Genomic DNA, 13,054 nt, shown 5'->3' with positions numbered 1-13,054 from the left:
ATGAAGCGCTTCACTAAGCAAAAAGGGGTTGCTGGGATCATATTTCTTTCGTTTCTCCCTATATTAATCATCACTTTCTCGTTTTCTGTTGGCTATACGCAACGTTTGCTTGCGCACTCAAAAATAGAGGAGGCGGCTGAAGTTGCGAGTCTTGCCTTGATTGCTAGTCCAGGCAAAGACAACCAAGAAGACAAAGACTATGCGCAGAGAATTGTCGACTTATATATTACCGACAATATTAGCGACATTCAGATCAACGTATCGACCAAGAAGTGTGAGTACAAAGACGGATGTGTTCAGAAAGCCAATGAGTTATCGCCATTTGCAGACTTCACCGTGGTTGCCACCTCTGAGCATGATTCATGGATTTCACATAATGAAATCGGCGTAGAGCCAAAATTCAAAGTGTCTGGCGATTCGATCACCCGGAAATACTTACCTCAACCAGTGGATATCTACTTCATACTGGATACCAGTCAATCGATGAGTAACCTGTGGTATGGGCAAAACAACAAAACCCAGATGCAGGTGGTGAAGGAAACGATCACCAAAGTTGTCGAAGATTTGAAGGACTTCAAAACCGGTGAGAATAAGAAGAGTCGCGTTGCCTTGTTGACTTACAATGCCTACAACGTGAAATACGATAAAAAAGATCGCAGACTAAAATTCTACGACTATGCAAGTGAGTTTTCTCACACAGAAGCATCTTTCCAAAGCATTGTCGATGATATGTTTGACCAGTCTGTGGATGAACAAAACGTGTACCACTCTAGTTATTATAATCAGGCACGAGATATTCCAATAACAGACAACTATCAGGAATTTATCAATATCTTGAATTCGAACAAGGTAATGCCTGCTAGGGGTGGCGGCACCAACTCTTGGTTAGGCCTGATTGCAGCAGCGAAAGAGGCAGACAAAGTTAAGAAAGAAGAGCGTAACCCAGAACAGGTGTTTATCTTCCTTTCTGATGGTGCAGATACAGACGTACGATTCCCTGACTATCTCCATCGAAACAGTACGTATAGAAACAAATACGACGTGGTCACGAAAAGTTATCGAGACAGTTATGGTTATATTCAGTATCAACAAGTTTACGACAAGTTCTTGAAGTCATTAGTGCGTGAACACAACCTTTGTGAACAGCTCAAGAAAAGAATTTCTAGCAAAGAAAATAAGTTTCAAAGTGAACACGCGAAGTTAGAAGGTGAAAAAACAAAAGTCACTATGGGCGTTATAGGTGTTAACTACAACGTACAAAAGGACGATGGATTCGGTGATTGTGTTGGCGAGAAAAATATTTATCACGCAAAAAATGGTAAAGATGTCTACAAATACATATTAAATCTGATTAACGAAGAGACAGGACGATTAAAAGATTAAAATGAAAAAATTATTATCAATCGCGATTATTTTTACCTCAAATGTCGCACTCGCTAATTGTATTAATCATGATGAAAACTACGTGAGCTCTAAAATTCTTAAAAGTTCCGAAACAAAAGTCACTCAGGTTGTTGGTAAGTTAGCGGTGACGGTAAATGAAGAACGCTCTATTGTACAGGATAAGAGAGTAGTTAAGGTTGAAGGGTTGAATGCGACCGACAGCTGCACCTTTGATAAGAACTCGATGTCGTTGATCCTCAACTATGATACTGATAAATATCGTTTAACAGACACTCACAAACAAGCGATTTCGCAATACTTGGAACTGGTTGACGAAGGTACTCGTGTTCTTGTTGAAGGGCATACTGATGAGGTCGGCTCTCAGGCTTATAACAAAGGCTTGTCTGCTCGTCGCGCGAATGCCGCAACAACATACCTGAAACAAGGGTTAGGTCTAGGCAACAGGATTGTTGAAAAAGCATTCGGTGAGTCTGCGCCGATTTGTAAGGTAAATGAAAACAAAGTATCTGGCTGTAACCGTCGAGTTGTATTAACGATAGACTAATGTGTAATCCACTTTTTGCTGTTGTCATTATAATTTTTATGTGCTCACTATTAAGTGGGGTTGTTTAGTAAAAGAGCTTGGTACTTACCAAGCTCTTTTATTACTGATATTTATTATGGAATAATAAATGTCTATTTCATTTTTCAATCATTAATCGATAGCATTTAATTTTGTTTTTATACAACGATAATTAAAATGTCTATTTCTCGATGCGTTATCGCTTCTACCTTTTTTCTATTCATTAGCCACCCAGTATATTCAGCGGAGCTCATTATTGGACCAAGTATGAGTTCGCAATTAGAGAGGGTGATATCAAATCCTTCTATTAAGAAGGACGTATCCGATTCATTGTTAGGAATCGACAAGAATCACAATCACATCCGTGACGACGTGGAAGCTGTGTTGAAAGCACTCAAAATCAGCGAAATTAATCACGATTTTCTTTTGCGTTACGTACAATATTCTTCAAGCATTTTGCAACACGACTTCTCGAGTAACGATGCGAATAATCAGCTCTTGGCATACGAGATCTACAAAGATTACCGTTATGTCAGACATTGCTTTAAGGAAGCCGGGGTGGACGGTAAAGATCTTTATGATGCGATACATGCGGTAAATCGATTGATGTTCAATACCGATGCTCGAATTGTCGCGTACCTGAACTACGAAAAGTACATCGACATAAGTACCATGTATGAGGGCATTAGTTACGATTGTAATAACTAGGGGTTGTTGTGATTTCAATTGGGAGGGACTGGGTTAGAGGACGATTTCTTATACCTTGGAAATCAATGACAGTGTCACTTTTTATTTATAGCCCTTTGTCTTAGCTAGGTCCGCTCAAAGCTAATCACTTTGAGCGCTTTAGTTGTTCATTCTCTATATTCTACCGATTTTATATATTTTCGATTGTAAGTTACTTAAAAAGGAATACAATCGCGAAATATTACCCCTCCTTGGTGGATCTAAAAATGATAAAGAAAACCCTCCTAGCTATGGCACTTTCTGCCAGTATTATTGCGCCTGCAATCGCTTGTACTGGCATCTCTCTTTCAACTACTGCAAATGACCATATTCACGCTCGAACGATTGAATGGGGCGAGAGCGATCTCAATAGTAAACTGATTGTCGCCCCGCGTGACTATACGTTCACATCAACCATGCCAGACCAAAAGCACGGTTTAAGCTGGAAGAGCAAATATGGATTTGTTGGTATTTCAGTGAGTGATGACCGCTTTATTGGCGAAGGTATTAACGAAGAAGGGCTAACAGCTGGTTTGTTCTACTTTAAAGGGTACGGTTCTTTAAAGGCTTACAACCCGAAAGATCGCGCAAATAGTATCGCTGACATGGACTTTGTCCGTTGGATGTTGTCACAATTTAAAACCGTTGAAGAAGTGAAAACCGCAATGAAAAACATCGATATTGTGCCAGTGTATATCGATGAAAAAGGGCAGCCATCACCAACCGGACATTGGCGTGTTACTGATAAAGCAGGCAACAACATCGTAATTGAAATTATGGATGGTGGTCAGGTACATATTTACGACAATGAGGTGGGTGTACTGACTAATTCGCCAACCTTCCCATGGCAAGTAACGAACTTGAACAACTACATCCATCTGCAACCGGGCACCAGTGCGCCGACCAAGTTTGGTGACGTTGAAGCGAAATCTTTTGGTATTGGCTCTGGTTTCTTAGGTTTGCCGGGAGACATTACGCCGCCATCACGTTTTGTTCGTGCTGCGTTCTTTGTTAATACCGCGCCAGAATCAAAAAACTCGCAAGAAGCGGTCTCTCAAGCGTTCCATATTCTAAACAACTTCGATATTCCAATTGGTACTGAGTTTAACGCCGAATATCGTGAGCATATCCCAAATTTGCCAAGTGCCACTCAATGGACATCAGTGATCGACCAAGGAAATGGTGCGCTTTACTACACAACCATGCATGACAGCCGAATTAAAAAGGTTGATTTGAAAAAGATAGACTTTAACCAAAAGCAGGAGCTTAAACGTCAGCTTGATAACGGCTCGTTTACAGTTGAAGAAATCCGTCTTTAATTCATAAACCCAAGAGAGCAGGTGAGAGCCTGTTCTCTTTCAATCATTTTCCTTTTATTTCCCTTCTCTTTTCGTAAATCTCTCTTTTTCAACGACAAGCTCCCAAAGGGCATCTTTTGCAAATAGTAAGGGGCTTAGCTTGCATGCTTTGTAGCCGATTCTTGATTTAGACCCACTAGACCTTTAAATCGCCGCCGCGTGTTTAAACCCAGTCGTTCTCGCTGAATCAGGTATCTCGAGGTATATAACTAAGATTAGAAAATCAGGCAGAAAGTGCTGTTTTTAGCCTTTTAATTCGGTTTTATGCAATTCTCATAGGCATTCTTTCAGAAATGTTCTAGCGTATGCTATCCAGACTTTCTCGGATATTTGCCAGAATCTCCCTAAATATATAAATGTTAGTTGGGGAAGTGGCGTGAAGGATAAAATGGAGAGATATTGGGTTCAGTTGGTTGATAAAGCTGGCACTGCTTCTGATTTGTCGGACTTAACCCGTTTAAGGTTGCGAGGCTGTATTGGTAAATATGGCTTGAGATATAAGGTAGAAGGGGGCGCGCTTGCCGAGCATCGTTATGATCGAAAACGTCTTAGCCTAAATTTAGAGAGTGAAGAGTAAGCTCCACTCTCTAAGATGTCTTATGAATTGCTTTTGCTGGTTACTTTTTCTAAAGCGATTTGTTTAGCATCATTACTTGTGAACATTTGGTATGGACGCAGACCAAACAAAGGCATGATTGAGTAGATATGATCGAACAAGTCCGCTTGCACACCTTCATAGTAAGCCCAGTCAGTATTATTGGTAAAAGCGTAAACCTGCAACGGAATACCCTCTGGTGTCGGCTCTAGCTGCCTCACCATAATCAGCATGTACTGGTGAATGTCTTTGTTCGCTTTCAAGTAAGCATTAATGTAAGCGCGGAACATACCTAAGTTGGTCATTTGACGTAGGTTGCCGAAGGCGGGTTCCTCACTCATTTCTTGATTGTAATCACTGATTTCACGCGATTTTTCATAAATGTACTGACGAAGGATTCGAATGCTTTTTAGCTTTTCAATTTCTTCATCAGATAAGAAGCGAATTGATGTGACATCAACATTCACGGAGCGCTTGATACGGCGACCGCCAGAATCTGACATGCCTTGCCAGTTAATGAAGGCGTTTTGCACCAATGCGTAAGCAGGCAGCATGCTCACAGTGTTATCGAAGTTTCGAACTTTTACTGTGGTGAGTGAGATTTCCTCTACTGTGCCATTCGCACCGTAAGAGTCCATTTGAATCCAATCGTTTAGGCTGATCATGCGGTTTGCAGATAGTTGAATGCCTGCAACAAAGCCCAATATCGTATCCTTAAACACCAACATGACGAAGCCCGTCGCAACGCCTAAACCTGATAGGAAAATCACCGGTGATTCGTTGGCAAGAATCGACATGGAAACCACAACACCAACAAAGAAGGTGAACAGTTTTATCAGTTGGACGAAGCTTTTGATCGGCATTCTTCTCGTGATGCCTTTAAACGTCGCAATGTCATTTAACGCATCAAGCAGGGCAAAGATCATCCAGATAAAAATGACTAAAATAGAGATGCTTAGAATCCGGTCAAAGATGTTCGCTAACCAATCGTAGTGACCTACGGCGAGAGGGATAAAGACATCCAACACCATGATTGGGATCAGTAATGAGAGCTTTTCTAAGACATCATACTTCGCCAAGCTTTCAGCGAGTGGTTTATTGGCTTTTTGTAGAACATTATTGACTGACCTCACGATCAGGTGATGCACTATCAAGTAGCTGATCGCTGCTGCGGTTAAGCTCGCAAGAATGAAAACGGTTGTGAGTTCGATGCCATAAGGGTCACTATTGATGCCCACGGAACTGAGTTTGTCTGCTATGAAAGTGCGAATGTGATGATCGAGCAAAATGTCATCCTCAAAATGTAACCTGAATGAAGAAGTGAGAACTTCTTTGAAGAGGTCAGGCAACAGGCGTTAGAAAGCCGCTCATCCTACTCTCCATCTCTTTGTTTTGCACTGGTTTAATCCAGCAATCTTGAAACTTATTATTCAAAAATAGCGTATAGCCGATGATGTGATACAGGTTTAACATCCAATTATGCAAACGGGACACGTATTTCTGTTAAGTCTGTGAACTCCCTATGTTTTATTAGACTAGACTGAGAAGGCGGCTCGCGTTTAATTCAAGAGGCATTCAATGGAAAATTCTAATCAATCACAACAGCCTACATTTTTGTCTAAAGGCTGGAAATACTTCGTTATCGTTGGCGTTATTATCTCTTTAATGGGCATTGGTGCTATGAGTTTGCCAGTGCTTGCGGGCGTAACGATATCGACTATCGTAGGTGCGGTACTACTGTTCAGTGGTTTGGTTCAGGCATACCACACGTTTTCTATTAATGTGTGGAAAGAGAAGCTTTGGTACGTATTAAGTGCTGTGCTGTATATTGTCGGCGGTCTGTTCATTCTGTTTAAACCATTGGCAGGTTTGGTGACCATTACTATGTTGATGGTGATCGTGATGATTCTAAATGGTTTAACCCGTGTATTTTTCGGCTTAAGTAATCGCAGTTTACCAAGTAGTAATGTGATCGTGTTCAGTGGCGTGATTTCTGTTCTGATTGGTGGCTACTTCTTTATGTTGCTCGACGATCCTGCGTTCTCGACTACATTGCTAGGCACTTTTGTTGGTATCTCATTATTGATTGAAGGCATTAGCTTTATCTTTATGGGGATGCAAATGAAGAAGCTCTCTTAAAGAGCGCCATCTAGTATCTCGAGGTTACTTGGGTATAGAACAGTACAAAGTGCCTACCGATTCGGTGGGCATTTTTTATAGAACGATAAAGGTGAAGGGATTAACGAAACAACAAAAAGCCCGATCATCAACTCGGGCTTTTATTGTGAATTAATGAGATCTGTTAACGCTCTGCGTTATTTGGATTCACAAGGTTTAGTGAGGCTGACATTGCGCTTTTCTTTGAATGAAAGAACCAACTGAGGCACAAGTGACATCGTAATCATGCCGATCATTAGGCTGTATTGAATAGGCGTGAAGCTTTCACCCATCAAAACCAAACCAGAAACAATGCCCGCAACAGGGTTAGCAATGCCACCGAAAGTAAAGTCCACAACCGACATACGCTGCAATAACCACACGTACATGCCGTAGCCGAGTGCGGTGTTGAGTATGATTACCCACAGTAGTCCACTTAGGTTTTTTAGAGTGATGTTTTCGACTGCTTGAACGTATGGCTCAGGGTTAATGCTTGCTAGTACACCTGCCGCGATAGATAAAACAACGCCGCCTAAAATAAGTTGCCAAGTGAGTACCGTCCACCAATGCATTCTTGAACCTAGAGACTTAGTTACGCTGCTGCCGATCACAATACACATAATGGCAGAGAGCATAGCCACTAGACCGATCGGGTTTAGTGTAATCGAGCTTGGGTCGAACAAAAACCAAGCCAGGGCGATAAGGGTGGCCCCGCTGACTCCTTGAATAAGGCTCGGTTGGCGCTTGTAAACTACCCACCCAAACAGCATGGCAAAGACAGGTACTGAAATCATACCCACACCAGAGATTGCAGAAGGCAAGGTTAACGCCATCACGAAAATGAGACCAAAAAAGAGGGCAATATTAATCGTGCCAAGCACAAGCAAGATCTTCCAATCTTGTTTCTTTGGTAAAGAAGGTTTGATAGCAAGTAGCAATAGACCAGCTGGCAATGCTCGCAGTGCACCAAGTAACACTGGCGGCCAGTCTGGCAAAGTAAACTGTGTCACAGCGTACGTTGTGCCCCAGAAGAACGCCGGAATCATCGCGAGTAAAATGTTCATGTTAAATATCTTTACGTTGAGATAATTTGATGTAAAGGTACGCTCGTTATTGCTTCTTGTAAAGTATCTTTATGTTAAAATAAATTGGTCAATCAAAATGTCTTTGGAGATAAAAGGATAAATGGACGCAATTGATAGAGTGGTAAGTCAGTGGGCTACGGAAAAGCCTGATCTCGATACCGAGCCAATGGCGATCATGGGGCGTTTAATGCGGATTGCTAAATATATGGAAAACCGCGTTGCCGAGGTGCATAAGCGCTACGATCTTAAAATGGGTGAGTTTGATGTATTAGCTACGTTGCGTCGTAGTGGTGAACCTTATCGTTTAACCCCTTCGGAGTTGATCTCATCGATGATGCTAACGTCTGGTGCCATGACCAACCGACTCGACAAGCTGGAAAAAAAAGGATTGATCGCTCGCGAGCACAGCAAAGAAGATCGCCGCAGTGTGAGTGTTCAGCTTACTTCAAAAGGTTTTGAGCTGATCGATGCGCTTATTGAGCAACATTTACAGGCTCAGCATGAATTAATGGGGTCGTTGACTCGTGACGAAAGAGAACAGGTTAATCAGGCATTAAAATTGTTATTGCCTCAATATGAATAAATGAATTCAAAGGTTTAGGATAGGGGTGAATCGCGAGCATTAGATAGTTAGCGCAGTTTCTCGATACATTGATGTGTGCAGAAAGTGACTTTCCGTTCGGTCCTGATGCGTTGGTTTTTAAAATCAAAGAGAAGATGCTCGCCATTCTAGCCGAGTGAAATGGGAGAGAGTACGTAAGCGTTAAAGTAACGCCTGAAGACGGGTTAGTACAAAATTTGTGTGAACGCTCATATGATCTTGTGGTCGCCAAATTAACCAAAGCTCAGCGTATTTCATTGGGATATCAGTAAGATAGTTTGTTATTGCTCACAGATATTCGGCTTATTATCAATATCAATAAACAAAAACTCGCACCTTTAACTCGCACCGACTATATAAATGTTATGGTGATGTTAAAGGTGAAGTTATGCGTGCACTCTCTGAATGGTTAGAAGCTTACGGTGAAAGCCATCAAAATCCAATCAACCAGAAAATTCATAAAGTTGCTGTCCCTGGCATCTTTCTTTCTGTCGTCGGGTTGATATGGTCCATTCCGCAGATTCCTTTGTTTGGGTTCAATCTCAATTGGGTATGGCTGGCGGCGCTACCAGCTTGGATCTTTTATTTCCGACTCTCCCTAAGCGTATTTATGATGATGATTGGCTACACGGTTGCGTGTATTGGCTTGATATGGTCAATGGAGATACTTGGTTGGCCGGTACTCCACATCTCAATGCTGCTATTTGGAATCCTTTGGATATTCCAGTTTATCGGGCACAAGATAGAGGGGAAGAAGCCCTCGTTTTTCGAAGATATTCAGTTTCTTTTGATAGGACCAATCTGGGTCTTTCGTAAACATTAAAAGAAAGGTCTGTTTATCAGATTCGCGACTTAGGCTGTGCTACCATCCTGCTGCTTTGAAACACCCAGAGGTATGAGGTGTGGAGCAGTAATGAGGTTGCCACATGAGTGCAGATCAGCATTTTCAAGGTCAGTTTGAAGTCGAATTGAAATACCGTGTACAAGATAAACAAGCTTTTTTAGCGGTGTTGAGTGGTTTAGAACATGAAGTCATGTTTGAAGACAATCAAGAGTCTGATTGGTTCTACGACACGCCAGAACGCAAACTCAGTCATGAAGGAAAAAGTCTGGTAATCCGAGAAATCGAGCCGTCTGGTATCAAACTTTGGATTGTCAAAGGACCGGAAGAGGATCGCTGTGAAGCCACCGATATTACTAAGTCACATGCTGCCAAAAGTATGCTAGGAAACATGGGCTACGAAGTGATTCTTCAAACCAAAAAAGTACGCAGCATTTACTTTATCGGCTCGTTCCATATTACTCTCGACCATCTAGAAGGCATTGGGCACTTTGCGGAATTCGCCATTATGACCGATGACGAAAGTTCACTTGCTCGTTATAAGCAAGAGTTAGAAGCGCTTGCGGCACTTTTTGGTTTGGATGAGTCGAACAAGGAGCTCCGTTCATACAAGCAGATGTGGCAGTCTAGGTAAAATTCACGTCATTTCTTATTGGTCTGACAAGCAACTCCCTCCAACAGCACTATGATTAGAAGTAGTGCGTAAGCAATGCGCCTACGCCCATTAACAAAATAGGTAACCATTCGCGATAGTGTCCGTGACAATGTCACGAACTTGGAGGGGCAATGTACAACCGCGAGCACAAATACGTGTATTGGCGAGAAGAGCGCAAGAAAGGCAAGTGGCACTATATTATTAAGTCTTTCTTGATGATCTGCTGTGCGTTGCTGCTTGGCAAAGTCATTGGCTTGTTTATATTCGGTGAGCTGCAAACCTTTAAAGACATCACGGAGCAGTTTCCTGCGGATTTATTTATCGTGATGCTGGTGGGCTTTCCGATTAGCGTGATAGGTTGGTATCACGAAGAGTCTAAATTTTTCCGTGCTCTAAAGCGTCGAAACAAGAAGTTTAAAGCTCGATTAGAAAACCGCAAAAAGAAGAAATAAGACCGTTTGATAACATACCCAAGTAACCTCGAATCAATGACAACACTCTAAACTCCGCATATCAAAGTCACTTGGACGTAAACCGTAAGATTCAATTTTCGCGGCATTTTTGATGGCAACTTTCATTTCAACGTTTCATTCTTTCGTCTTGTCTCATCTCCATTCAGTTAGTGTTTAACCATCTCCCATTTTTGTCTGTTGCTCGTATCGCGTGAAATTGTGCGCTTGATAGCATTATTTATTTCTGATTGCGATGCGGTGCTACTTTCATGATTTTTGCCAAGATTCTTTGAGCGTCTCTTTGCTAAGTTTTTGCAAAGAACATCCTAAACAGGAACGGCAATGGATAAGAAAATCATGCTACACAGCCAACAGGTGTACTTCTGCAATGATGAAGCGTTGGCAGCAATGCAAACTGAATGTCTAGAGACCTTATACGACTACAATCAAACACGTCCTTCGGAGGGAGAGAAGCGCTCTAACATATTGAATCACTTGCTCGCATCGGTTGGAAAGAATTGCTACATCGAACCGCCATTGAGAGCTAACTGGGGCTGCCATACTCACCTAGGTGACAATGTTTACGCTAACTTTAATCTGACTTTAGTTGACGACACTCATATTTATATCGGCGATCATGTCATGATTGGACCGAATGTCACCATCGCGACTGCTGGGCACCCAATTGATCCGGAACTAAGGCGCGACATCGCTCAGTTTAATATCCCAGTTCATATTGGTAATAACGTTTGGATAGGGGCGAACTCGGTGGTATTACCGGGCGTGACAATCGGCGAAAACTCCGTAATTGGCGCGGGTAGTGTCGTGACAAAGGATATCCCAGCTAATGTTGTTGCGGTTGGCAATCCTTGTCGAGTATTACGAGAAATCGGCGAGCACGATAAAGAGTTTTACTTTAGAGATCGTAAGATTGAGCAAAACATGTTTAATGGTTAGCCCGTTACATGAACATCGTTTGAGCATTTCGGAAAAGCGGGCAGGTCGGTATTACTCGACCCGCCATGGCGCTAAAAGACAAAGTTCACCATGATGGTGTACATGTTTGCATTATCATCCTCTGGTGTATCGACGAATGCGCCAGATGCATTGCGATAAGCTTTGAAGTGTTGCCATTCTGCATTGAGTGACACGTTGTAGTGAAGATCGTATCTCACACCAAGTAGGTAGCTGTCCCCAACCTTGTGCTCGTGGTCATCAAACTGCTGACCATAAGTCACGTAAGGGGTAAATTTGTTCAGGTTATACGCGCCCTGAGCGTACCAGGAGGAAGCGATATCATTGGTTTGACCTTCGACGGTTAACGTGAAGGCATCAAACTCATATTCTGCACCTAATGAGTACAGCTCTATGCTTTGATCTTTCAGTTTATCAGTAAAGGAAGGTAGAACCATCACTGAGCCATCTGGCAACTGTACCGGGAAGTTACTTAACTTCGTCTCTTGGTCATAACTTGAATCCATGTACGTGAAGTTCCATCGATAATAATCGCCACTTAAAATGAAGTTAATACCGTACATTTCATTGGTCGTAAATGTTAGCTCAGTCCTGTCATTGAAGTCGATCGTGCTTTCATCGTGGAAACCGACAAATGGCGTAGTCGTCAGTGTCATGCTGTCATTGATGTCATAGTTCCACAAGAATGAAATGCCGTTAAACGCGGTGATGCCTAAGATACTGTCATAAACTTCATTAGGTGGGCGAGCAGGGGTAAATGCGTGTCCGACATAGTAGTATTCAGAGGCTAAGAACACGGGCATTCTCAGGCGACCGCCACGAAACTCAATATTGCCATAGGTATAGGCGAGGTAAGCCCACTCTAGTTGCGGGTCACTCCAATGGTCTTGCGGTCTTTTCACCACCTGCGCGGATGCTTTAAACGCGTCGTAGTAAAAATCCAGTTGAACACCTAATGTTGTGTCACAGTCATAACAGTTTTCGTCATCGATAAAACGATTCACTAATACTGGCGTTTTGTTGTCTGTTGTCGCCCACGAGGTTGAGCCAAAGCCACTTAACGATAAGTTATCGGTGAGTTCGATTGCTGCCAAGCTCGGGAAAGCGACGCTACTTAGTGTTGTTGCCGTGATGGATGCGATGAGTGTTTTCTTCATATTATTTCTCCGAACTTACAACGTAGAGGATTTGAGCATTTGAAGGAAGGCTACTCACTGGTGCATACCCAATGCGGTTAGGCTTTTCTTTCATCCATTCTAAAAGGGCTTCCATACTGGAATTATCAATGACTTTCGGTGGGCGAGCTTTTCCTGAAAACGACAAGCTCGCCCAGTGCGCATTCATTTGCGCCGCGTTTTTATTGAGTAAATAACGGTAGAACTCTGAACGTTCAGATGATGCATCCGGCCAATCAGACAGCTCGATTCGCTTACCTTGTAAACGCTTGGTTTTACCACGATACAGTTTTCTCGCTTTGGTTATGTTGAGCTCATCAAAATTAGAGTCGAGGGAAAAAATCGCATAGCTATCGGCTGCGAGAGCTTCACTATCGAACGACATCAGCAAAGCAAAAGCCATCAAAGCTGTAGAGAGCGATTTGAGAACGTTATTTTTAGCTATAGAGAAGTGGGTATCCATACTAT

The 13,054-nt window shown here is 42.4% G+C and carries 15 protein-coding genes and 1 pseudogene; 12 read left to right on the top strand and 4 right to left on the bottom strand.

Annotated elements, in window-relative coordinates; translation table 11 throughout:
- The 5 genes from AACR11_RS01380 (at position 1) to AACR11_RS01360 (ending at position 4,627) form a co-directional block, all read left to right on the top strand.
- Entirely contained in the window at positions 1-1,383 is a 1,383-nt protein-coding gene (locus tag AACR11_RS01380) for a TadE/TadG family type IV pilus assembly protein (RefSeq protein ID WP_005445959.1), read from the top strand.
- Between the two features lies 1 nt (position 1,384).
- The gene (locus tag AACR11_RS01375) at positions 1,385-1,948 is read left to right on the top strand and encodes an OmpA family protein (RefSeq protein WP_005445957.1); all 564 of its coding nucleotides are present in this window, start codon (positions 1,385-1,387) and stop codon (positions 1,946-1,948) included.
- Between the two features lie 285 nt (positions 1,949-2,233).
- On the top strand, positions 2,234-2,674 hold the full coding sequence (locus AACR11_RS01370; protein WP_017818106.1) for a hypothetical protein: 441 nt from the start codon (positions 2,234-2,236) through the stop codon (positions 2,672-2,674).
- A gap of 245 nt (positions 2,675-2,919) precedes the next feature.
- On the top strand, positions 2,920-4,011 hold the full coding sequence (locus AACR11_RS01365; protein WP_079325513.1) for a linear amide C-N hydrolase: 1,092 nt from the start codon (positions 2,920-2,922) through the stop codon (positions 4,009-4,011).
- Between the two features lie 427 nt (positions 4,012-4,438).
- The gene (locus AACR11_RS01360; RefSeq protein WP_079325473.1) at positions 4,439-4,627 is read left to right on the top strand and encodes a hypothetical protein; all 189 of its coding nucleotides are present in this window, start codon (positions 4,439-4,441) and stop codon (positions 4,625-4,627) included.
- 20 nt (positions 4,628-4,647) lie between these two features.
- On the opposite strand, the gene AACR11_RS01355 is transcribed toward AACR11_RS01360, so the two are convergent.
- Positions 4,648-5,931 carry a mechanosensitive ion channel family protein gene (locus AACR11_RS01355; RefSeq protein ID WP_009697516.1) on the bottom strand — a complete coding sequence of 428 codons (1,284 nt, stop codon included), beginning with the start codon at positions 5,929-5,931 and terminating at the stop codon, positions 4,648-4,650.
- A 292-nt stretch (positions 5,932-6,223) separates the two neighbouring features.
- On the opposite strand from AACR11_RS01355, the gene AACR11_RS01350 reads away from it, so the two are divergent.
- Entirely contained in the window at positions 6,224-6,784 is a 561-nt protein-coding gene (locus tag AACR11_RS01350) for an HdeD family acid-resistance protein (protein ID WP_005445951.1), read from the top strand.
- Between the two features lie 176 nt (positions 6,785-6,960).
- On the opposite strand, the gene AACR11_RS01345 is transcribed toward AACR11_RS01350, so the two are convergent.
- Complete coding sequence (locus tag AACR11_RS01345; protein WP_005445950.1) at positions 6,961-7,866, bottom strand: DMT family transporter; 906 nt, start codon at positions 7,864-7,866, stop codon at positions 6,961-6,963.
- Positions 7,867-7,987: 121 nt separating this feature from the next.
- Between AACR11_RS01345 and AACR11_RS01340 the strand changes: the two genes are divergently transcribed.
- The 6 genes and pseudogenes from AACR11_RS01340 (at position 7,988) to AACR11_RS01315 (ending at position 11,393) form a co-directional block, all read left to right on the top strand.
- Positions 7,988-8,470 (top strand): MarR family winged helix-turn-helix transcriptional regulator, encoded by a 483-nt coding sequence (locus AACR11_RS01340; RefSeq protein ID WP_029788154.1) that lies wholly within the window; start codon positions 7,988-7,990, stop codon positions 8,468-8,470.
- Positions 8,471-8,541: 71 nt separating this feature from the next.
- Positions 8,542-8,760, top strand: a pseudogene (locus AACR11_RS01335) (MmcQ/YjbR family DNA-binding protein).
- A gap of 116 nt (positions 8,761-8,876) precedes the next feature.
- On the top strand, positions 8,877-9,311 hold the full coding sequence (locus AACR11_RS01330; RefSeq protein WP_005445940.1) for an Mpo1 family 2-hydroxy fatty acid dioxygenase: 435 nt from the start codon (positions 8,877-8,879) through the stop codon (positions 9,309-9,311).
- A 103-nt stretch (positions 9,312-9,414) separates the two neighbouring features.
- Positions 9,415-9,963: a class IV adenylate cyclase gene (locus AACR11_RS01325; protein ID WP_017190198.1), complete on the top strand. Its 549-nt coding sequence runs from the start codon at positions 9,415-9,417 to the stop codon at positions 9,961-9,963.
- 152 nt (positions 9,964-10,115) lie between these two features.
- A complete protein-coding gene (locus AACR11_RS01320; RefSeq protein WP_005445937.1) occupies positions 10,116-10,436 on the top strand; it encodes a hypothetical protein in 321 nt (106 codons plus the stop codon).
- Positions 10,437-10,778: 342 nt separating this feature from the next.
- Positions 10,779-11,393 (top strand): sugar O-acetyltransferase, encoded by a 615-nt coding sequence (locus AACR11_RS01315; protein WP_005445935.1) that lies wholly within the window; start codon positions 10,779-10,781, stop codon positions 11,391-11,393.
- A gap of 71 nt (positions 11,394-11,464) precedes the next feature.
- On the opposite strand, the gene AACR11_RS01310 is transcribed toward AACR11_RS01315, so the two are convergent.
- Together AACR11_RS01310 and AACR11_RS01305 are read right to left on the bottom strand one after the other, a co-directional pair.
- Positions 11,465-12,568 carry a porin gene (locus tag AACR11_RS01310; RefSeq protein WP_029788155.1) on the bottom strand — a complete coding sequence of 368 codons (1,104 nt, stop codon included), beginning with the start codon at positions 12,566-12,568 and terminating at the stop codon, positions 11,465-11,467.
- A gap of 1 nt (position 12,569) precedes the next feature.
- Positions 12,570-13,049, bottom strand: a complete 480-nt coding sequence (locus AACR11_RS01305) for a hypothetical protein (protein WP_005445931.1) — start codon at positions 13,047-13,049, stop codon at positions 12,570-12,572.
- Positions 13,050-13,054: the final 5 nt, after the last annotated feature.

This window comes from Vibrio sp. L85 (assembly GCF_963871815.1).
GTDB classification, from domain to species: Bacteria; Pseudomonadota; Gammaproteobacteria; order Enterobacterales; family Vibrionaceae; genus Vibrio; species Vibrio harveyi.
The sequence above is the reverse complement of the archived record's forward strand: the minus strand, read 5'-3'. Positions and strand labels throughout refer to the sequence as shown.